General features: G+C 64.1%; 18 protein-coding genes. 1 reads left to right on the plus strand and 17 read right to left on the minus strand.

Features of this window, described 5'->3' with window-relative positions; all coding sequences use genetic code 11:
- Positions 1-117 precede the first annotated feature (117 nt).
- From hppD to H3028_RS04170, 4 genes are all read right to left on the minus strand, one after another.
- A complete protein-coding gene (gene hppD / locus H3028_RS04155; RefSeq protein WP_181295789.1) occupies positions 118-1,215 on the minus strand; it encodes a 4-hydroxyphenylpyruvate dioxygenase in 1,098 nt (365 codons plus the stop codon).
- 380 nt (positions 1,216-1,595) lie between these two features.
- Positions 1,596-3,005: a sodium-dependent transporter gene (locus H3028_RS04160; RefSeq protein ID WP_181295790.1), complete on the minus strand. Its 1,410-nt coding sequence runs from the start codon at positions 3,003-3,005 to the stop codon at positions 1,596-1,598.
- 222 nt (positions 3,006-3,227) lie between these two features.
- Positions 3,228-4,322, minus strand: coding sequence for a Glu/Leu/Phe/Val dehydrogenase (locus tag H3028_RS04165; RefSeq protein ID WP_181295791.1), 1,095 nt, complete (start codon positions 4,320-4,322; stop codon positions 3,228-3,230).
- A gap of 162 nt (positions 4,323-4,484) precedes the next feature.
- Positions 4,485-7,955 carry an indolepyruvate ferredoxin oxidoreductase family protein gene (locus H3028_RS04170; RefSeq protein ID WP_181295792.1) on the minus strand — a complete coding sequence of 1,157 codons (3,471 nt, stop codon included), beginning with the start codon at positions 7,953-7,955 and terminating at the stop codon, positions 4,485-4,487.
- 381 nt (positions 7,956-8,336) lie between these two features.
- Between H3028_RS04170 and H3028_RS04175 the strand changes: the two genes are divergently transcribed.
- Entirely contained in the window at positions 8,337-8,804 is a 468-nt protein-coding gene (locus H3028_RS04175; RefSeq protein WP_181295793.1) for an Lrp/AsnC family transcriptional regulator, read from the plus strand.
- An 11-nt stretch (positions 8,805-8,815) separates the two neighbouring features.
- On the opposite strand, the gene H3028_RS04180 is transcribed toward H3028_RS04175, so the two are convergent.
- From H3028_RS04180 to phnD, 13 genes are all read right to left on the minus strand, one after another.
- Positions 8,816-10,066, minus strand: a complete 1,251-nt coding sequence (locus tag H3028_RS04180) for a nitrate/nitrite transporter (RefSeq protein WP_181295794.1) — start codon at positions 10,064-10,066, stop codon at positions 8,816-8,818.
- Between the two features lie 49 nt (positions 10,067-10,115).
- Entirely contained in the window at positions 10,116-10,862 is a 747-nt protein-coding gene (gene phnP / locus H3028_RS04185; protein ID WP_181295795.1) for a phosphonate metabolism protein PhnP, read from the minus strand.
- Complete coding sequence (gene phnN / locus H3028_RS04190; protein ID WP_181295796.1) at positions 10,853-11,413, minus strand: phosphonate metabolism protein/1,5-bisphosphokinase (PRPP-forming) PhnN; 561 nt, start codon at positions 11,411-11,413, stop codon at positions 10,853-10,855. The genes phnP and phnN overlap by 10 nt, the downstream gene beginning before the upstream one ends.
- On the minus strand, positions 11,413-12,558 hold the full coding sequence (locus H3028_RS04195; protein WP_181295797.1) for an alpha-D-ribose 1-methylphosphonate 5-triphosphate diphosphatase: 1,146 nt from the start codon (positions 12,556-12,558) through the stop codon (positions 11,413-11,415). The genes phnN and H3028_RS04195 overlap by 1 nt, the downstream gene beginning before the upstream one ends.
- Positions 12,548-13,249, minus strand: a complete 702-nt coding sequence (gene phnL, locus H3028_RS04200; protein WP_181295798.1) for a phosphonate C-P lyase system protein PhnL — start codon at positions 13,247-13,249, stop codon at positions 12,548-12,550. The genes H3028_RS04195 and phnL overlap by 11 nt, the downstream gene beginning before the upstream one ends.
- Before the next feature lie 358 nt (positions 13,250-13,607).
- Entirely contained in the window at positions 13,608-14,420 is an 813-nt protein-coding gene (phnK, locus tag H3028_RS04205) for a phosphonate C-P lyase system protein PhnK (RefSeq protein ID WP_181295799.1), read from the minus strand.
- On the minus strand, positions 14,417-15,301 hold the full coding sequence (locus H3028_RS04210; protein ID WP_181295800.1) for an alpha-D-ribose 1-methylphosphonate 5-phosphate C-P-lyase PhnJ: 885 nt from the start codon (positions 15,299-15,301) through the stop codon (positions 14,417-14,419). Before H3028_RS04210 ends, phnK begins: the two co-directional genes overlap by 4 nt.
- On the minus strand, positions 15,298-16,404 hold the full coding sequence (locus tag H3028_RS04215; protein WP_181295801.1) for a carbon-phosphorus lyase complex subunit PhnI: 1,107 nt from the start codon (positions 16,402-16,404) through the stop codon (positions 15,298-15,300). Before H3028_RS04215 ends, H3028_RS04210 begins: the two co-directional genes overlap by 4 nt.
- The gene (gene phnH / locus H3028_RS04220) at positions 16,404-17,003 is read right to left on the minus strand and encodes a phosphonate C-P lyase system protein PhnH (protein WP_181295802.1); all 600 of its coding nucleotides are present in this window, start codon (positions 17,001-17,003) and stop codon (positions 16,404-16,406) included. Before phnH ends, H3028_RS04215 begins: the two co-directional genes overlap by 1 nt.
- The gene (phnG, locus tag H3028_RS04225; protein WP_375154387.1) at positions 17,003-17,443 is read right to left on the minus strand and encodes a phosphonate C-P lyase system protein PhnG; all 441 of its coding nucleotides are present in this window, start codon (positions 17,441-17,443) and stop codon (positions 17,003-17,005) included. The genes phnH and phnG overlap by 1 nt, the downstream gene beginning before the upstream one ends.
- 11 nt (positions 17,444-17,454) lie before the next feature.
- Positions 17,455-18,159, minus strand: coding sequence for a phosphonate metabolism transcriptional regulator PhnF (gene phnF, locus H3028_RS04230; RefSeq protein WP_181295804.1), 705 nt, complete (start codon positions 18,157-18,159; stop codon positions 17,455-17,457).
- Between the two features lie 35 nt (positions 18,160-18,194).
- Complete coding sequence (gene phnE, locus H3028_RS04235) at positions 18,195-18,989, minus strand: phosphonate ABC transporter, permease protein PhnE (protein ID WP_181295805.1); 795 nt, start codon at positions 18,987-18,989, stop codon at positions 18,195-18,197.
- A 54-nt stretch (positions 18,990-19,043) separates the two neighbouring features.
- Positions 19,044-20,054: a phosphonate ABC transporter substrate-binding protein gene (phnD, locus tag H3028_RS04240; RefSeq protein ID WP_181295806.1), complete on the minus strand. Its 1,011-nt coding sequence runs from the start codon at positions 20,052-20,054 to the stop codon at positions 19,044-19,046.
- Positions 20,055-20,093 lie beyond the last annotated feature (39 nt).

Raw genomic sequence — 20,093 nt, forward strand, 5'->3', positions numbered from 1 at the left:
CGGATGTCTTCCCTCCCTTTTCCTGCGTGGTTGAGCAAGGGATGCAACCGTTTCGATATCGATGGGCTGAAGCGGAACGCCGCCCGCCCCTACGGTCGGCGGCCTCGTTCCAAGCTTTTACTCCCCACCGATCACGCCGCGGCGAAGCTGGTCTTCCTCGATGGATTCGAACAGGGCCTTGAAGTTGCCTTCACCGAAACCCTGATTACCCTTGCGCTGGATGATTTCAAAGAAGATTGGACCAATCACCGTGTTGGTGAATATCTGCAGCAGGATGCCGTCATCGCCCGACGTACCGGCGCCCGGCGCGCCATCGATCAGCAGGTTCAGCTCGCGCAGCACCTCGGTGGGCTCGCCATGCCCGGCGACGCGCGTGTCGACCTTCTCGTAATAAGTGTCCGGCGTGCGCATGAAATCCACGCCGTTGGCACGTAGCTGGCGCACGGTGGCGTAGATGTCATCGGTGGACAGTGCGATGTGCTGGATGCCCTCGCCGTGGTATTCGCGGATGAATTCCTCGACCTGCGACTTATCGTCCGCCGATTCGTTGATCGGGATGCGGATCTTGCCGCAGGGCGCGGTCATCGCGCGGGAGAATAGGCCGGTGAGCTTGCCCTCGATATCGAAGTAGCGAATCTCGCGGAAGTTGGCGATGCGCTCGTAAAAGCCGGACCAGACGTCCATCTGGCCGCGCATGACGTTGTGGGTCAGGTGATCGATGCACATCAGGCCAACCGCATTGTCATTCGGCGTACGGCCCTCGATGAACTCGAAGTCGACGTCGTAGATGCTCTTGTCGCCGTAGCGGTCGACGAGATACAGCAACGAGCCGCCGATGCCCTCGACGCAGGGAATATTCAGCTCACCGAAGTTGGCGTGGCTGCCGACCAGCTTGGCACCCTGGGACTCGACATAGGCGGCGGCCTGGGCGGCATTCTTCACCCGAAACGCCATGGCGCAGGCGCTGGGGCCATGCTTTTCGGCGAATGCATGCACGTGCCCGGTGGGGCTGCCGTTGAGCACGATGTTGATGTCGTTTTGCTGGAACAGCCAGACCTCCTTGGAGCGGTGCCTGGCGGTCTCGGTGAAACCCATCTGGTTAAACAGCTGACGCAGCTGCTCGATGCCTTCGGCGTTCGGCGCGGTGAACTCGACGAATTCGAAGCCGTCGGTGCCAATGGGGTTGTGCTGTTCGATCTTGGTCACGGCGTTCATCTCGCCTCCTGATTCTTGTTATAGGTGCCGCTGCACGGGCTTGGCTGGGCCCATCACAAACTACCCAGAGGGGCCGCACAAGCCCGCTACAGCGCTCGTCCGCCCTATCACACCTCGCCTGCTGGCAGCTTTTCGTTACAGCCCTGCGGAACGCCCCGATAGCCACACCGCAGCCGTTCAGGCGTAACGAAAAGCTGACAATCGGCCGAGCAGCCGTCGCACTTTCCGTAAATCCGAGGGATGAACTGGTGGCTGAAGCCCACCCTACGCACCAGATCAACTCGCTCAGGTTGGAGCACCGGTTCGGTAGGGTGGGTTTTAGCCCGCCGAGGTTTATACAAGGTGCTCTGTGTCCGTTCGAGCCAGGATCGTCAAACCTGCTAGATGAGCCCGCTCAGGTTCAAAAACACCAGCACGATCGCCAGCGGAGTGCCGAACCGCAGCAGCACCCACCAGGCGCGGAACAGCCCGCCCTGATCTATGCCGATGGCGTCACGCACCGTCTGCTCCTTCAACACCCAGCCGGTGAACAGCACCGTGCCCAGTCCGCCCAGCGGCATCAGCCAGTTGGTGGTCAGGTAGTCGAGGCTGTCGAAGAAGGTCTTGCCGAACAGCATGTAATCGGACCAGTAGTTGAACGAGAACACGCTGCCCAAGCTCAGCAGCCAGAGCAATCCACCGCTGATCAGCACCGCCTTGAGGCGGCTCATGCCGAAGCGCTCGGTCATCCAAGCGATGCTCGGTTCGCTCAGGGATATGGCCGAGGTCAATGCCGCGATCACCAGCATGACGAAGAACAGCCCACCAACCAGTTGGCCCAACGGCATCTGGCCGAACGCGATCGGTAGCGTGACGAAGATCAGGCCCGGTCCGGCGCCTGGCTCAAGGCCGTTGCCGAACACCAGTGGAAAGATCGCCAACCCGGCCAGCAACGCCACGACGGTATCGGCCAGTGCCACGAGCACCGACGTCTTGGCGATGGAGGTGCCTTCCGGTAGATAAGAGCCGTACACCATCATCGCGCCGGCCCCCAGACTGAGCGTGAAGAAGGCATGCCCCAAGGCCACCAGCACACTGGTCGCGGTCAGTTTGGAGAAGTCAGGGACGAAGAGGAACTGCACCGCCTGCACGAACTCGCCCGTCACCGCGGCGTAGCCGACCAGTCCCAGCAACAGCACGAACAGCCCGGGCATGAGGAAACGCAGCGAGCGCTCCAACCCACCGCGCACACCGAGACCGACAATCAGCATGGTCGCTGCCAGCACCAAGCTGCCGCAGACGATTAGTCGCAAAGGGCTGGCCAGCAAGGCACCGAATATCTCGCCGCTGGCTTCGCCACTTACACCACCGAACGCGCCGCTGAGAGTGGTCGGCACGTAGGCCAGGGCCCACCCAGCCACCACCAGGTAGAAGCTCAGGACAAGAAAACCGGTCAGCCCACCCAACCAGCCGGCAAGGCGCCAGCGTGAGCTGGCTCCAGCCTCGCGGGCCAGGCGCACGACTGCACCATCGGGATTCTGCCGACCGCGCCGACCAATCATCACTTCAGCCATGAGCAGCGGAATGCCGATCAGCAGAATGCAGCCGAGATAGACCAGCACAAAGGCGCCGCCGCCGTTCTCGCCAGTGATGTAAGGGAATTTCCAGATATTGCCCAGGCCTACCGCCGAGCCGGTAGCGGCCAGGAAGAACACCCAGCGCGAGGACCAGAGGCCACGCGCCGCGCTTTGCTGAGTACGAACGGAGGCGCCACCGAGCGTGCCGGCGACGAGGCTGCTTTTGTCAGTCATTGCGGATTCCTGCTTGTTGTTTTTGTCAGGGTGCTTTTGTTACGGGTGTACAGCGGAAACACCGATGGGCGAGTGACGACCACATGGCTGGCGAGCACAGACTGCGGGGCGGGACGATCCACGCTTCGCTGGGTCTGTCAGGCCTGATCAAGGTTTCCGCATGGCTCGGCAGTAAAGCCTGGGCTGCCGAAAAAAACGGGGCGGCACAGGGCCGCCCGAAGGTCACGCGTGTAAGCGTTGCTCGCTCGGCTGCTCGGCCGGTTCACCGCCCCGCAGCCGCTCGAGGGCCAGGCGGTCTGCGATGATCGAGGTCGGCTCGCCAGTGGCTGCCGCACGGTCGAAGATCTCGCGCAGCGTGTCGCCGATGCCTTTGACATGCGCATCGATCCTCGCGGCGCTGCCACCGACGCGCTGGTAGTAAACGTCGATAATGCCGCCAGCGTTGATGGCGTAATCCGGCGCGTAGAGGTGATTGCGTCGCTGCAGCTCGACGCCGATCTCAGGGCTCGCCAGCTGGTTGTTGGCCGCCCCGGCGATCACTGGCGCACTTAGGGTCTGCAGGGTCTCGGCATTGAGAATGCCGCCCATGGCGCAGGGTGCGAACACATCCACATCGAGGCCATAGATATCGTGCGGCCGCACCGCGTGGGCACCGAGCTCGTCCATTGCCTGTTGCACGTTCGCATCGAAGATGTCGCACACCCACAACTCGGCACCGGCCGCCTTGAGATGTCGAGCCAGTCCCATGCCCACATGGCCGACGCCCTGAATCGCCACTTTCAGCCCCTGCAGATCATCACGTCCAAGGCGCTGGCGGACCGCTTCGCGCAGCCCGACGAACACACCGAGCGCCGTGGACGGCGACGGGTCGCCGCTGGCGATGCTGCCATCGAGCGTGGTGCGCGGCGTGGCGCCGATGACATGGCGGGTGCGTTGGGCGAAGGCCTGCATCTCCGGCTCGCCGGTGCCAGAATCCGCCGCGGTGATGTAGCGCCCACCAAGGCTATCGACGAAATCGCCCATGGCATGCAGCAGCGCCTGGCTCTTGCCGGTGTGCGGATCACCGATGATCACCGCCTTGCCGCCACCGAGCTTGAGGCCAGCCAGCGAGGATTTCAGCGTCATGCCACGTGACAAACGCAGCACGTCACGCAGCGCCTCGTCGTCGCTGGCGTAGGGGAACATCCGGCAACCGCCCAGCGCCGGGCCTAGCGCGGTGTCATGGATGGCGATGATGGCTTTGAGGCCCGATGCCTTGTCATGGCAGAAGACCACCTGTTCGTGGTTATCGAAATCGGGATGGGTGAAGACGGACATGGGTTACCTCATTCGTTGTTGTCTGATTGGCACCATTAGCGTGGCGCGCTTGTTCGGGCTGTTCGCGACCAAGGTCGCTCCTACGAAAGGCCAGACACATGCCGTACCTGTAGGAGCGAGGGCGACGCCGAGTCCTTGTTCGCGAAGCGCTGTCGAGACGTCTTACGCCGCGGGCTCAAACAACCGCACGGTCTGCACTTCGTCGCCGCGGTTGAGCTGCTCCTTGAGCAACTTTTCCTGCTGGCGTGCTTTGGCAATCGAGCGCTCCTTCACGGGGCCATAGCCACGGATCTGCTCTGGTAGCGCGGCGATGGCCACGGCGGTGCGGTAGTTGGTCGGCTTCAGCTGGGCCAGGAGTGCGTCCAGGTTGCGCTCGTACTCGCTGATCAGCTCACGCTCGACACGACGGTCATGGCCGTAACCGAACACATCCAGCGGCGTCCCGCGCAGGAAGCGCAGCTTGGCCAGCACACCGAAGGCGTTCAGCACCCAGGGGCCAAGCTCGCGCTTGCGCGGCTCGCCGGTGGCGCTGTCGCGCTTGGCCAGCCAGGCCGGTGCCAGGTGGAACTGCAGCTTGTAGTCACCTTCGAACTGCGCTTCGAGCTGCTGACGGAACTCCGGCTCGCTGTACAGCCGCGCCACTTCGTACTCGTCCTTGTAAGCCAGCAGCTTGAAGTAGTAGCGCGCTACGGCCTTGGAAAGCGCCAGGTCATCGGCGGTATCCACCTCACGCACACGCTCGACCATTGCCCGATAGCGCTTGGCGTAGGCCGCGTTCTGGTACTGCGTAAGGAAGTCCACCCGCCAGTCGACGATCTCTTCCAGGGTCTGGCAGATCGGCTCGGCCAGCTCGGCCGGACGCGCCAGCTTTTCTACCGTGTCGCGTTCGAGCACCGCTCGGCGGCCCCAGCGGAACGCCTGCAGGTTCAGCTCAACGGATACGGCATTGATGGTGATGGCCTTCTCGATGGCTTCGGCAGACAGCGGCAACAGCCCCTGCTGATAAGCGAAGCCGAGCAGGAAGAGGTTGGTGGCGATGCTGTCGCCCATCAAACGAGTGGCCAGACGAGTGGCATCGACGAAGTGGGTCTTCTCCGCGCCCACCGCATCGACCAGCGCCTCACGCATGGCCTTGCCCGGTACCTGGGCGTCGGGGTTGCGGGTGAACTCGGCGGTTGCCGATTCGTGACTGTTGATCACAGCGTGGCTGATCTGATCGTTGAGGCGAGTCAGCGAATCGTCACCGGCCGCGACCACCAGATCGCAACCCAGCAGCAGATCGGTTTCGCCTGCCGCGATGCGCACGGCATAGATATCGTCCTGCTTGGCGGCGATACGCACGTGGGTGACCACCGGGCCGAACTTCTGCGCCAGACCGGCCTGATCAAGCACCGTGCAGCCCTTGCGTTCCAAGTGCGCGGCCATGCCCAGCAGTGCACCGAGCGTAGTGACGCCGCTGCCACCGACGCCCGGGATCAGCACGTTCCAGGGGCGTTCCAGGGTGGGGTGCTGCGGCTCCGGTAACTGCGCCGGATCGAGGCTGGCACCCACCGCTTCCGGCTTGCGCAGCCCACCACCATGCACGGTGACGAAGCTCGGGCAGAAGCCTTCAACGCAGGAAAAATCCTTGTTGCAGGCGTTCTGGTCGATCTCGCGCTTGCGCCCCAGCTCGGTTTCCAGCGGCATCACGGCAAGGCAGTTGGATTTCTCGCCGCAGTCGCCGCAGCCTTCGCACACGGCGGGGTTGATGAAAGCGCGCTTGGCCGGATCTTCAAGCTTGCCGCGCTTGCGCCGACGACGCTTCTCGGTGGCGCAGGTCTGGTCATAGATGATCACCGAGACACCCTTGAACTCGCGCAACTCGCGCTGCACGGCGTCCAGATCACGGCGATGATGGAAGCTGGTGATCGGTGCGAAGGTGTTGCGGGTTGGGTATTTGTCCGGCTCGTCGCTGACCAGGGCGATGCGTTTGACGCCTTCATCGGCGATCTGCCGGCTGAGCTGATCGACGCGCAGTTCGCCGTCGATGGGCTGCCCGCCGGTCATGGCCACGGCATCGTTGTAGAGAATCTTGAAGGTGATGTTCACCCCTGCAGCCACCGCGGCACGCACGGCCAGGCTACCGGAGTGGAAATAGGTGCCGTCGCCGAGGTTTTGGAACATGTGCGGCGTTTCGGTGAACGGTGCCTGACCGATCCAGTTGACGCCCTCGCCGCCCATCTGGGTAAAGGTCTCGGTGCGTCGATCCATCCATTGCACCATGTAGTGACAACCGATGCCGGCGGCGGCGCGGCTGCCTTCGGGCACTTTGGTCGAGGTGTTATGTGGGCAGCCGGAGCAGTAATGCGGGGTGCGCACGGTGTCGTAGTTGCGTGCGGCCAGCGCCTTCTCCTTGGCGGAGAGGAAGGCCAGCCGCGCCTGGATGCTGTCGCTGGTGTAGATCGGCGCGAGGCGCTTGGCGATCACGCGGGCGATCATCGCCGGGGTCAGTTCGCTGAGGTTCGGCAGCAGCGAGGTGCCGTGCTCGTCGAACTCGCCGACCACACGCGGACGCTTGTCCAGCGGCCAGTTGTAAAGCTGTCCGGTGAGCTGGTCTTCAAGGATGCTGCGCTTTTCCTCGACCACCAGAATCTCGTCCAGACCCTGGGCAAATTCATGCACCGAGACCGGCTCCAGCGGCCAGCTCATGCCGACCTTGAGTACGCGCAGGCCGACCTGCGCGCACAAGGCTTCGTCCAGACCGAGATCATCCAGCGCCTGGCGCACGTCGAGGTAGCTCTTGCCGGTAGTGATGATACCCAGCCGTGGATTCGGCGAATCGAGCATCACCTGATTGAGGTTGTTGGCGCGGGCAAAGGCGCGCGCGGCGTAGATCTTGTACAGGTTGAGGCGTTTTTCCTGCGCCAGCGGCGGGTCCGGCCAGCGGATGTGCACGCCGTCTTCGGGCAGTTCGAAATCATCCGGGATGCGCGTCTGTACCCGCAGCGGATCGACTTCCACGACCGCAGAGGAATCGACGTTTTCGGCGATGGTCTTGAGCGCCACCCAGCAACCGGAATAGCGCGACAGCTCCCAGCCGATGATGCCGTAGTCAAGGATTTCCTGAACGTTGGCGGGGTTGAGCACCGGAATCGAGGCGGCGATGAACGCGTGCTCGCTCTGGTGCGGCAGGGTCGAGGATTTGCAGCCGTGGTCGTCGCCGGCCAGCAGCAGCACGCCGCCATGGGGCGAGACGCCGGCGGCGTTGCCGTGCTTGAAGACGTCACCGGAACGGTCGACGCCCGGCCCCTTGCCGTACCACATGGCGAACACGCCGTCGTACTTGGCACCGGGGAACAGGTTGGTCTGCTGACTGCCCCAGACCGCTGTCGCCGCCAGTTCCTCGTTGAGGCCCGGCTGGAAGTGAATGGCGTTCTGCTTGAGGAAATCGCGCGCTTCCCAGAGGCTCTTGTCCAGGCCGCCCAGCGGCGAGCCGCGGTAGCCGGAGATGAAGCAACCGGTGTTCAGGTTCTGAGCCTGGTCACGCTGATGCTGCAGCATGGGCAGGCGGGTCAGCGCCTGGGTGCCGGTGAGGTACAGATGTCCGGTTGCGAGCCGGTACTTGTCATCCAGGCGGATCTCGGCCAGTGACATGTGGCGCTCCTGTTTGTTTTTATCGGAGTCTGGACAACTTCTTACGTCGTCCGCCTAGCGAAACGCTGAAAAACTACCTGCGTTGCCAATACAGCGTTGGCTGTCGCTTCGAAATGCTCATTTACAACTCGTAAACTCCGCTTTCTCAGCGATAGCCGCCTTGTCTTGGCTGCCTCGGTAACGTTTTTCAACGCTCCGCAACGGCCATGGGCAGCTGCACGGTAAGCCGTCCCACGCCAGCGACCGGCAGGGGATCACCCCACCGTTGCGCGTTGAATAAGAGTCTGGCCGTGACGGAGAGAGATTTTCTTTCTACTTTTGCGGTGTAAGCGCCATTGAGCGCATGATCCATTCGCTAACAACAACAAAATAGGACCAATCATGCAGACCCCGCTAAGTAGCGTTGATCGCAAGATTTTGCTGCTGCTGCAACACAACGCCGACCTCTCCGCTGCGGAGGTCGCGGAAAAGGTCGAGCTGTCGCAATCGCCCTGCTGGCGCCGTATCCATCGCATGCAAGAAGAAGGGCTGATCGAACGCAAGGTCGCCCTGCTCAACCCGAAGAAGCTCGGGCTGAACATGACCGTGTTCGTCAACATCAAACTCTCCGCCCATGGACGCAGCAATCTCGATGAGTTCGAACGCGCGGTGGTCGGCTATCCGGAAGTGCTCGAATGCCACACCATGGCGGGCGAGTCGGATTACCTGCTCAAAGTGGTGGCCAAGGACATTGACAGCTATGAACGGTTTCTTCGCGACCAGCTGTTGCAGCGCCCTCATGTGCAGGAAGCGCATTCACATATCGCGATGAGTGAGGTGAAGCGCACCACCGAGCTGCCGTTGGATTAGCGTGGCGAAGATCAGGCCTGTTGAGGCTGCGGCCGTATGTCGAAACGATGGCTTGCCCAGCGCAGCGCCAGCGGTCCGAGCAACAGCAGGAGCCCCATCAGAGCGAAGGCCGCCCACCATCCCAGTAGCTGATCGTCGCCCAGCGCGTCGAGCACCATGCCAAACAGCAAGGGCCCGAGGAACGCACCGGTAAATCCGGTGCAGGAATACAGCGCCATGGCGGCGCCGCGGTAGCTGGCAGGTGCCACGGCTACCAACCCGGAGGTGAGCGCGGCCGAGTCGGCGGTCACCGTGAGGCTGTAGCAGAGAATCAGCATCAGCAGCGCCCAGAACGGCAACACAGCGCCGAGTCCGATCAGGCCGGCCAGTACGGCGGAAAGCAGCATTACCGACATCAGCCAGCGCTGCCGACCGAAGCGAATCGCCATCTCGTTGCCGAGGATACTGGCCGGCATGCCGATCAGTGTCGCCAGCATCGCTATCCAGGTCCCGCTCAGCCAGGGCGCCTGCCCCTGCCAGTCACCGGTAAACACGATGAACGCCACCAGCCAGGCGCGAAAGGCGAACAGTTCCAGGTTGTGCATAGCGTAAGCCAGGCAATAGGCGATGACAGGGCGTTCCATCAGCGGCGCCAAATCCAGCCAGCGCCGCGGCGCATGCTGGGCGACCGGTTTAGATGGCAACCCGCGCCACACCATCACCCAGGCCAGCAGCGCGCAGCCGCCACTGAGCAGTGCCGGCAGTTGCCAGCCGCCGAGCTTGGCCAGTTCACCGGCGAGCAGGAAGGACAACGCCGTGCCGAGCCCGAAGCTCGCCGTGTAGAAGGCAATGGCGCGCGACTGTGCCGGCCCCTCGATGCGCTCAGACAAGGCCTTCAGCCCAGGCATGTAAGTGCCGGCCAGGCCAATGCCGGCCAGCATGCGCCAGAGCAGCGCCGACCAGAAGTCATCGGCCAGCACAAAGCCAACGCTGGCGAATGCGGTCAGTAGCATCGCCCAAAGGTAGATCAGCCGCGCATCGTAACGATCGGTCAGCCCGGTCAGGACCGGCACCGCCAGCATGTAACCAAGAAAGAATCCGCCGCCGATCCAGCCCGCTTCGGTGTTGTCCAGCGCCCAGAGCAGCTGGAACTCAGGCAGCAACGCGGCGAACAGCGCAAAACCCGCCATGCCCAGGGTTTCCGCGAGGCACATCACCAAGGTGAGACGGCGAGCAGTCGGGCTCGCTTCGGAAGTGGGTGATGAGACATCGGTCGGGTTCATTCGGCATCCATCGTCGCGGCGATTCCGGTAATGGAACGCACCCAGCTCCTCACAGGGACTGGCCATCCCAGGCCAGGCTGATCCCAGCCGGCAGCGCGGCGGGGTTGTCTAGTAACCAGGCGTCCAGATTGTGGCCAATATGGGTCAGCAGAGCATGGGCCGGCTTAAGCTCGGCGATCACCGCCAGCGCCTGGGTCAGATCGTTGTGGTTCTGCGGTGACGCCTGCGGCGGGCTCGAGCAGTCCAGCACCAGCAGGTCCAGCGATTGTTGGCGCAGCACGCTCAAACTGGCGTCGGGCACGCCCAGGGTGTCTGTGAGATAGGCGATGCGCCGCCCCATCCCTTCGAACAAGTAGCCCAGGGTCGGCTTGGAGTGATTGAGCGGCAGCGCGGTCACGCTCAGCTCGCCCAACTCGCGACGTTCCAGCGCGGCAAACGGCTCCGAAAAATCCAGAATCCCGGGATGCTTGTAAAGATCGGCCAGGCCTTCAGGGTCACTTGGGCCATGCACCGGTATGCGCAACCCGAGCCCCCAGCGCAGATGCAGCAGGCCTTGGGCGTGATCGGCGTGGTAATGGGTCTGCAGGATTCCGCTGAGGCTGCCGGGCGCGAAACGCTCGGTGAGGTCGGTCAGGCCGCTGTCGATCAACCAGCGCTGCGAGCCGCACTCGATCAGCGCGCAGCAGGGGCCGCGGCGCCTGGCCGGGTCGAGCCGGGCTCGCTGGCAGGCTGCACACTCGCAGTTGTACACCGGCACCTGACGAGCATTGCCGCTGCCGAGTATGGTCAGGCGCATGCGCGGGCCTGATCGATCAACTGCAACAAGCGCTGCACGGTCTGCTCCAGCGCCCCGGAATTATCCAGCAGCTGCGCCTCATCTTGCTCTGCTGCCGATTGAAACTGCTGGTTGCGCACCAGGCGTGCCTCGATCTCCTCGGGCGACTCACGCCCCCGCGCCAGCAGTCGCTCACGCAGCACCGGCAACGCCACCGTGAGCAACACCGGCTGCAACTGCGGATAACGCCGATGCGCCTCGCTCAGATAGCCCCGCGATCCATTGACCAGCACATCCTCGCCCGCCGCCAGCCAGTCATCGATCTGCCGGGAAATGCCGTAATGCAGGCCGTTGGCTTGCCAGTCCAGGGCGAAAGCGCCGTTGCGGCGCAGTCGCTCGAACTCGGCCTCGGTCACTGCCAGGGCATCCTCGCCCACCGCCTCGGCAGAACGGGTGATAACGCGCCGGGCGATCCTGCACCCGCGCGCCTGCAGCGGCTCGCGGGCGGCCAGCAGCAGGCTGTCCTTGCCGGCACCGGATGGGCCCATCAGATAGATCAGTCGCCCCTTCATCAAAACACCCTTCTGCCTTGTCGCCATACCTGTCGGACCACCGGCATGCCATGCCTGTCACTTGCTTGCAGCAGATCGGCGCGCAAACCGGGGCGAATCTGCCCGCGGTCGTCGAGACCCGCCGCCTGAGCCGGCGCCAGACTGACCGTGGCGATCGCTTTGGGCAAATCATAGGCATTGCCCAGCGCCGCGAGCTGAAACGCGGCCTGCAACAGGCTGGCCGGATAGTAATCGCTGGAGAGGATGTCCAGCGCACCGCGACGGGCCAGATCAGCCGCGGCAATATTGCCCGAATGCGATCCGCCACGAACGATGTTCGGTGCGCCCATCAGCACCTTGAGCCCACGCGCATGGCTGGCCTCGGCCGCCTCGAAGGTGGTCGGGAATTCAGCGATCGCCATGCCGAAACCGGCCGATTCCTCGACATGCGCGAGGGTGGCGTCATCGTGGCTGGCCAGCGCCAATCCGCGGGCCTGACAGATCTCGACGACGGCGCGGCGCTGGCGGTCGCTGTGCTGTCTGGAATTGGCGATCTGCTGGTCGCTGAACGCATCCATCTCCGCCTCGCTGAGGTGGTACTTGCCCATGTAGTACTCGCGGTACTTTTCCGTCTGAGCGAACTGGCGCTGGCCCGGCGAATGATCCATCACCGATACCAGCTGCACCAGCGGCTGTTCCACCAGATCGCGGAACAGGCTTAGCGCATCCGGATGGCAGACTTCGCAGCGCAGGTGCAGCCGATGCTCAGCACGGGTGTCTCCGCTGGCCTCGGCATGGGCAATGGCGTCGAGCATGGCCGGCAACTGCTGCATGCGCTTGCCGCGCGGATTGATGTCACCGATGGACAATGCATCGAACACCGTAGTGATCCCAGCGGCGACGATCTGCGCATCGTGGGTCAGCACCGCGGAGGCCGAAGGCCAATCGACACCAGGGCGCGGCGTCATGTGCTTTTCCAGATTGTCGGTGTGCAACTCGACCAGGCCGGGCATCATGTAGTCGCCGCCCAGATCCTGAGCCTGGGGCAGCCGGCTGTTGCCTTCGTCGAACTCGGCGATCAGCCCATCGCGGATCACCAGCGTGCCGTCGATCACCCGATCGGCAGTGACTACCCGGGCGTTGCTCAGAATCAGTTCAGCAGGCATGGCGATGCTCCTCGGCAGTCATGTCCAGGTAGCGGTCGGCGACCGCTTCACGTATCGCACGGTCATGGAAGATGCCGATCAGCGCGGCCCCCGCGGCCTTGGCCTCACTGATCAGCTCCAGCACCACCCGGCAGTTCGCCTCGTCCAGCGATGCGGTGGGCTCGTCCAGCAGCAGCACCGGCCACTGCACCATGAAGCCGCGCGCCAGGTTCACGCGCTGCTGCTCACCGCCGGAAAAGGTGCCGGGCGCCAATTGCCAGAGCCGCTCGGGAATGTTCAGCCGGGTCAACAGGCTTTGCGCACGGGCCCGCGCCTGTTCCCGGTCCCAGCCGCGCGCCAGTGCCGGCGCCATCACCACCTCCAGACACGGCACCCGTGGAATCACCCGCAGGAACTGGCTGACATAGCCGAGGCTTTCGCGGCGCACCGCCAGCAGCTGCCGCGGCTCGGCGCCGACCAGCTCCAGCGGCTCACCGCGATGGCGCAGGCGGATGCTGCCGGTAGCCAGGTAGTTGCCGTAAAGGCAACGCAACAGCGTCGATTTGCCGGCACCGGAGCGTCCGTGCAGTACCAGGCACTCGCCCGGCGCGACAGCAAAGCTGACCGCTCGCAGCACATCGAGGGTCACCCCGTGCTGCTGATGAAGGGTGAAGGATTTGCGGAGGTCGCGGACCTCGATCGGGCTGTTCATGGATTGCCTCGCAAAGAAAGGAAGGAGTGAATGCCGGCCCTAGGTGCCTGATTCGCGAGCAAGGACTCTGCGCCCCCGTCGCTCTTACAAGTGCAGAAACCTCCTCGCACATGCCGCCTGCCCCGCCCCCTTTGTAGGAGCCAGCTTGCTGGCGAAGCTTTTCGCGGCCGCCCTGTAGTCCCACTCATGACTGCTACACCGACGAGACCGGCAGCCTGGATCGCGAGCAAGCTCGCTCCTACAAGAGCGGAAACCTCCTCACGTTTGCGGCTTACATCGGCCCCCTGTAGGAGCCAGCTTGCTGGCGAAGCTTTTCGCGGCGAACCGGCTGCCATGTGCGGCTTGCTTGCAAGCCCCCTCATGGCTGCAACACCGACGACACCAGCAGCTGCGAATAGGGATGCTGGGGGTCATCGAGGATCTGATCGGTGAGGCCGGTTTCCACCACGCGCGAGCGGCGCATGACCATCAGCCGATCCGCCAGCAGCCGCGCCACAGCCAGGTCATGGGTAACGATCACCACGGCCAGATCTAGCTCGTGCACCAGCCCGCGCAGCAGGTCGAGCAGGCGCGCCTGCACCGAGACATCGAGGCCGCCGGTGGGCTCGTCCATGAATACCAGGCGCGGGCCGGACACCAGATTGCGGGCGATTTGCAGGCGCTGCTGCATGCCGCCGGAGAAGGTTCGCGGCAGATCGTCAATGCGCGCCGGATCGATCTCTACCTGGCTCAACCAGTCCAGCCCGGCCTGGCGTAGCTGGCCGTAGTGGCGCTGCCCTTGGGCCATCAACCGCTCGCCGATATTCGCCCCGGCCGAGACGCCCATGCGCAGGCCGTCGCGGGGGCTCTGCTCGACGAAGCCCCACTCGGTGCGCAGCAAGTTGCGACGTTCCGCCTCGCTGGCGGCGTAGAGGTCGAGCCAGGCGCCGTCGCGACCGCGATAGCTCACCGAGCCCCGGTCGGGCGGGCAGCGTCCGGAGAGCAGGCTGAGCAGCGTGGATTTTCCGGAGCCGGACTCACCGACGATGCCTAGCACTTCACCGGGATAGAGATCGAAGTCGACGCCCTGGCAACCGGTATCCGGCCCGTACAGGCGCGTCAGCCCACGGACCGACAGCAAGGGCTGATCGAGGCGGCTGACGGGTTGTTGCAGATCGAGCGCGGCGTTCATTCGGCGGCCTCCTGGGCGTCGCGGCGTTGCGTGCAGTAATCGGTGTCAGAGCAGACGAAGCGCTTGGTGCCGGCGTCGTCGACAATGAGTTCGTCGAGGTAGGAGTGATCGCAGCCGCAGAAGGCGCAGCACTGCTCCCAGGCCTGAATGGCGAAGGGGTGATCTTCGAAATCCAGGCTGCGCACGTCGGTGTAGGGCGGCAGGGCATAGAGGCGCTTCTCGCGGCCAGCGCCGAACAGCATCAGCGCCGGGCTCATGTTCAGTTTCGGATTGTCGAATTTGGGAATCGGTGACGGATCCATCACGTAGCGGCCGTCCACCGTCACCGGGTAGGCATAACTGGTGGCGATATGGCCGAAGGTGGCGATGTCTTCGTAGAGCTTGACGTGCATGACCCCGTAGTCGGCCAGCGCATGCATGGTCCGCGTCTCGCTTTCCGACGGTTCGATGAACCGCAGCGGCTCGGGAATCGGCACCTGATAGACCATGATCTGGTCGTTGCGCAGCGGCGTTTCCGGAATCCGGTGGCGGGTCTGGATCACCGTCGCTTCGGGCGTCCGGGTGGTGGTGGCGATGCCGGCGGTACGGGCAAAAAAGCGCCGAATCGACACCGCGTTGGTGGTGTCGTCGGCGCCCTGGTCGATCACCTTGAGCACGTCCTCGGCTCCGAGAATGGCAGCGGTCAGCTGCATGCCGCCGGTTCCCCAGCCATAGGGCAGCGGCATCTCGCGGCCGCCGAAGGGCACCTGGTATCCGGGGATCGCCACGGCCTTGAGCAGCCCGCGGCGGATCATGCGTTTGGTCTGCTCGTCGAGGTAGGCGAAGTTGTAACCCTGCTCCGTCGCAGCAGTCTGGGAACGGTCGTTGGCGGTGGCGATCATGCGCGGCGCTCCTCGGCGTTGGGCTCGACCGTGGCGGTCTCTTCGACCGGCGCGCGACGCAGCTTGCGAATCAGCTCCAGTTCAGATTGGAAGTCGACGTAATGCGGCAACTTGAGGTGGGAGACGAAGCCACCGGCCTCAACGTTGTCGCAGTGCATCAGCACGAACTCTTCCTGCTGCGCCGGGCCCTGCACCGTCTCGCCATACTCGGCGCCACGTAGCGCGCGGTCCACCAGGGCCATGCCCATGGCCTTGCGCTCGGCGTAACCGAAGGCCAGCCCGTAGCCGCGGGTGAACTGCGGGTCGATGCCCTGCCCGCCGATGAACTGGTTGACCATTTCGCACTCGGTCACTTCGATATCGCCCAGCGGCACGGCGAAGCCCAGCTCGGGCGGCTCCATCCAGACCTCGACCTGGCCGATGCGGATCTCTCCGGCGAAGGGGTGGTTACGGCCATAGCCGCGCTGGGTCGAGTAGCCCAGCGCCAGCAGAAAGCCCTCATCACCACGAGCCAGCGCCTGCAGCCGTTGGGCACGGTCGCTGGGAAACTCCAGGGGTTCGCGGGTGATATCCGGCACGGCGTGGTCATCGCCGCGCTCCGGTTTCATCAGGCCTTCCTGGGCGAGCAGGTCGAGCACGCGCGGACAGGCCGCCAGCTCGGCGTGAGGATCAGTTTCCGGGCCGGGATGTTCGCCTTCGGCCAGCAGGCTGAAGTCCAGCAGGCGGTGGCTGTAATCGAAGGTCGGGCCGAGCAGCTGACCGCCGGGCAGATCCTTGAAGGTCGCCGAAATCCGCCGCGTTGGGCGCATCTGCGCGGTCTCCAGCGGGACGCTGGCACCAAAGCGCGGCAGCGTGGTGCGATAGGCGCGCAGCAGGAAGATCGCTTCGAGCAGATCGCCAGCCGCCTGCTTGATCGCCAGCGCAGCCAGTTCCTCGTCGAACAGCGAACCTTCGGCCATGACCCGCGCCACCGCCAATGGCAGTTGCTGACGGATCTGGCTGACGCTCAATTCGGGCAAAGCGGTGTCGCCGCGGCGCTTCTTCGCCAGCAGCCGGTGAGCATTGTCGATGGCCTGTTCGCCACCCTTGACGGCTACGTACATCAGGCGACCTCCTCTATCGATGGTGCAATGCGAGTGCTGCGGGGCAAGCCGATCAGGGCCTGGCCGGAAGCGAAGAAAAGGTCCAACCCGCGCGGAAAATCATTGCGAGCGGCCCGCTGCTGCCAGAGCGCCGCTGGCACCGGCAGGCTTACTTCGCGCTGGCCGAGGATGCCGGGGCCGCTCCAGCTCAACGCTGCGCCACCGACGAGGGCATCGAGCTGGATCAGCAGCGTGCAGGACTGGTCGGGAAAACGTTCGCTGCCGGTGCAGAAACCGGACAGGTCTGCCAGCTCCTGGGCGCCTAGCAGCGCGAAATCAGCCGCTTCGCGGTCGGCCACGATCGGGCAACCGCAATGGAAGGCCAGGTTGGCGCGTACCGTCGGCGTGTCGAATGCGGGCGCCAGCCACAGCCGCGTATCGCCGTCGAGCAAGCTCAGGCACAGCGCGTAGCTCGCCGGCGCCAGCGATTCAAGGGCGTGCATCGGAATCAGCGGCTGTATCAGGCCGGGCTCGGCAAGCGACTTGAGCGCTGTGCGAAACACTCGCTGGCTGTCGAGCACCTGATCGTTAAACGCCGCGTGCAACAGATCTGCGCTCATCAGTCCTCTCCTCTTACCAGGGTGAAGAACTCCACTTTGCTACTGGCCGTCTCGGCATCCTGCGCCGCACGACGTGCCGCCTGGTCCGCTGCCAGCGGATCGATCAGGTGCTGCTGCCAGCGCGCCTGGTCGCGGCCCTGCAGATGCGCATCGGCCAGCGCGGCCAGCTCGGCATGACGCTTGTTGCGCCCAGCCACATAGCTGTAACCGGTGCAGCCGTTCCCCAGGCGCACCACGCAACGGGTCACGCTCATCTCGCCGAGATTGAACGCGGCGCCGGTAGCGCCCATGCGGCCACGGACCAGGGTCATGCCGATTTCCGGTGCGCGTACGAGTTGGTAATCGATGTCCTTGAGCTCGGCCTCGTAGCGCGCCAGCTCATCGCCGGCACGGGCAAGTACGCCCATCCAGCGCTGGCGAGTGGCTATTTCTGGGGTCATTCGCGTCTCCATCAGGTGGCGACCTGGTACTGGAAGCGGTCGGCGCGGCTGGTCGACAACGACAGCTCTACCGGCCGTCCGGCCAGGTCGTGGGAAAGGGTGAGCACGGTCAGCAGCGGCGCGTGGCGCGGCATCAACAGCTGATCGGCCTCGTCGGGCGTGGGCAGTCGTGCGCCGATCAGGCTGAAGGCCCGGCGCAGCGGCATTTCGCGTTCGGCCAGGTACTGGCGCAGCGAACCGCCGTTGTAATCGCCCAGCAGCGCCTGGCGGCTGGCACAGAAACGGTGGCGGATCAGGCTCACCGGTTGTTCATCGAGCAGGCGCAGGGTGTGCAGCTCCAGCAACGCCGCGTCCTCTCGCAGCTTCAGGTAGCCGGCCTCTTCAGCGGTGGCAGGACGTAGCTGTCGCTGCAACAGCCGCGCCTGTACACCGTGGCCCTGCGCCGACAGCGATTCGCTGTAGGCGCTGCCGGCGGCGAGCGGATAGATCAGCGGTCGCGCCAGCACTCGCGTGCTTCTGCCCTGTTGGCGCAGCACACGACCTTCGCTGACCAACTCATCGATGGCCCGACGCAGCGTGTGCCGATTGACCGCAAACCGGGTCGCCAGCTGGACCTCGCCGGGCAGCTGGTCGCCGGGCTGCAGATGGCGCAGTTCGTCACGCAACTGAGCGGCCAGTTGCAGGTAGCGCGGTTGAGGTTGTCTAGACAGGTGCATGGCTAAAAAAAGACGCGCGGGGCGTCCGTCTCCGGTCAGATGAAGAGTTTGCGCAAGCGCTGTGAAAGGATGTCGATCACGCTCACCACCGCCACGATGACGATCAGCAGGGCGCAGGTTTGGCCGAACTGGAAGCCGCGAATGGCCTCCCAGAGGATCACGCCGATACCACCGGCACCGACCATGCCCACCACCGTTGCGGAGCGCACATTGGATTCGAAGCGATACAGCGCGTAGGAAATCCACAACGGCAGCACCTGCGGGATGACTCCGAAGATGACCTCCTGCAGAGCACTGGCACCAGTGGCACGCACCCCTTCCACGGGACCTGGCTCGATGGCTTCCACCGCTTCAGCGAAGAGTTTGGCCAGCACGCCGGTGGTGCCGACGAACAGCGCCAGCACGCCGGCGAAAGGCCCCAGGCCGACCGCAACGACGAAGAGCATGGCGAAGACCATCTCGTTGATCGAACGACAGGCGTCCATCACCCGCCGGACCGGCTGGTACACCCACCACGGCACGATGTTCTCGGCGCAGAGAATGCCCAACGGGATCGCGCAGAGAATCGCCAGCACCGTGCCCCAGAGGGCGATCTGCACGGTAACGATCATCTCCGTCAGATACAGCTCCCAGTTGCTGAAGTCAGGCGGGAAGAAGTCGGCGGCGAAGGTCGCCATGTTGCCGGCGTCGCGGATCAGCGCCAGCGGATTCATTTCGGCACCCTGCCAGGACCAGCCCAGCAGCGCGAGAAAAAGCCCCCAGCCGATCAGCTTGAACCAGGAGCGTTTCTGCGGTGCGACAACGGGAGTAGGTGCGGTCAGAGAAGTCATGGAGGCTCCGGCAATCGAGAAAGCTGGCCGCCGCTTGGGCGGCGGCCAGTGGGATCAGCCTGCCGTGGCGGCTGCGGTTTTCTGCTGGAGCTCGGCCATGCGCTGCTCGAGCGCGGCGAGCTGAGCGTCCAGTTCCTTCAACTGAGCCTGCTTGTCGCTTTCGTCGAGCTTGCTGTTGTTGGCGATTTCACTGCGTTTTTTGAACAGATCGAGCTGGCGGATCGGCAGCAGTTGATCGTCATCGGAGGCGCGGAACTTGCCCCACTGCAGGCCCGCCAACACTTCTGCCTCACCGGGCTTGTCGCCGTAGGTCATGAAGAACTCGCGAATGCCGGCCTTGGTCGCCTCCGGCAGGTTCTTGCGCCAGACCATCGGGTCGGCTGGGATCAGCGGCGAGGTCCAGATCACCTTGAGCTGGGCGGCCTTCTTCGGTGCGGTCAGTTCCAGGCGCTCCATGCCCTCGTTGTTGAAGGTGCCGACATCGACCTGCTTGTTGGCTACCGACAGGGCATTCACTTCGTGGCTGCCGTTGAGCGAGCGCTTGAAGATCTTGTTGGCGTCCACCTTGTTCTTGGCGAAGACGTAATAGCCCGGCACCAGATAGCCGGAAGTGGAGTTCGGATCGCCGTTGGCGAAGGTCAGCTTGCCGGCGTCCTTGAGCATATCTTCGACGGAGTTGATAGAGCTGTCCTTGTGCGCCACCAGCAGGCTGTAATAACCCTGCGCACCGTTGGCGGCGACGGTCTGGGCGAAGATCTCGCCGCCGGCGCGGTCCACGGCTTCCATCGCCGACTTGTTGCCGTACCAGGCCAGGTCGACCTTGTCGAAGCGCATGCCCTGAATGATGCCGGCATAGTCGGGGGCGAAGAAGGCGTTGATCTTCATCCCGGTGCGCTCGCTCATCGCGGCGAGGAAGGGATCCCAGACGGCTCGCAGGTTCTGCGAGGATTCGGTGGAGATGATGCCGAAATTCAGTTCCTTGCCATCATCCGCATGGGCGCCGCCCAGCAATGAGCCGGTCAGCAGGGCGGAGGCGGCCAGGACGCGGCCAATACGATTGAACATGGAAAAGCTCCTGTCATTGGATGACGTTGGGGTTGGCAA

Source organism: Pseudomonas sp. Q2-TVG4-2 (assembly GCF_013620795.1).
Lineage (GTDB): Bacteria > Pseudomonadota > Gammaproteobacteria > Pseudomonadales > Pseudomonadaceae > Stutzerimonas.

Bases quoted from the DNA above. Each gene is read 5' to 3' on its own strand.
- hppD (WP_181295789.1), bottom strand. From the start codon at position 1,215: ATGAACGCCGTGACCAAGATCGAACAGCACAACCCCATTGGCACCGAC.
- H3028_RS04160 (WP_181295790.1), bottom strand. From the start codon at position 3,005: ATGACTGACAAAAGCAGCCTCGTCGCCGGCACGCTCGGTGGCGCCTCC.
- H3028_RS04165 (WP_181295791.1), bottom strand. From the start codon at position 4,322: ATGTCCGTCTTCACCCATCCCGATTTCGATAACCACGAACAGGTGGTC.
- H3028_RS04170 (WP_181295792.1), bottom strand. From the start codon at position 7,955: ATGTCACTGGCCGAGATCCGCCTGGATGACAAGTACCGGCTCGCAACC.
- H3028_RS04175 (WP_181295793.1), top strand. From the start codon at position 8,337: ATGCAGACCCCGCTAAGTAGCGTTGATCGCAAGATTTTGCTGCTGCTG.
- H3028_RS04180 (WP_181295794.1), bottom strand. From the start codon at position 10,066: ATGAACCCGACCGATGTCTCATCACCCACTTCCGAAGCGAGCCCGACT.
- phnP (WP_181295795.1), bottom strand. From the start codon at position 10,862: ATGCGCCTGACCATACTCGGCAGCGGCAATGCTCGTCAGGTGCCGGTG.
- phnN (WP_181295796.1), bottom strand. From the start codon at position 11,413: ATGAAGGGGCGACTGATCTATCTGATGGGCCCATCCGGTGCCGGCAAG.
- H3028_RS04195 (WP_181295797.1), bottom strand. From the start codon at position 12,558: ATGCCTGCTGAACTGATTCTGAGCAACGCCCGGGTAGTCACTGCCGAT.
- phnL (WP_181295798.1), bottom strand. From the start codon at position 13,249: ATGAACAGCCCGATCGAGGTCCGCGACCTCCGCAAATCCTTCACCCTT.
- phnK (WP_181295799.1), bottom strand. From the start codon at position 14,420: ATGAACGCCGCGCTCGATCTGCAACAACCCGTCAGCCGCCTCGATCAG.
- H3028_RS04210 (WP_181295800.1), bottom strand. From the start codon at position 15,301: ATGATCGCCACCGCCAACGACCGTTCCCAGACTGCTGCGACGGAGCAG.
- H3028_RS04215 (WP_181295801.1), bottom strand. From the start codon at position 16,404: ATGTACGTAGCCGTCAAGGGTGGCGAACAGGCCATCGACAATGCTCAC.
- phnH (WP_181295802.1), bottom strand. From the start codon at position 17,003: ATGAGCGCAGATCTGTTGCACGCGGCGTTTAACGATCAGGTGCTCGAC.
- phnG (WP_375154387.1), bottom strand. From the start codon at position 17,443: ATGACCCCAGAAATAGCCACTCGCCAGCGCTGGATGGGCGTACTTGCC.
- phnF (WP_181295804.1), bottom strand. From the start codon at position 18,159: ATGCACCTGTCTAGACAACCTCAACCGCGCTACCTGCAACTGGCCGCT.
- phnE (WP_181295805.1), bottom strand. From the start codon at position 18,989: ATGACTTCTCTGACCGCACCTACTCCCGTTGTCGCACCGCAGAAACGC.
- phnD (WP_181295806.1), bottom strand. From the start codon at position 20,054: ATGTTCAATCGTATTGGCCGCGTCCTGGCCGCCTCCGCCCTGCTGACC.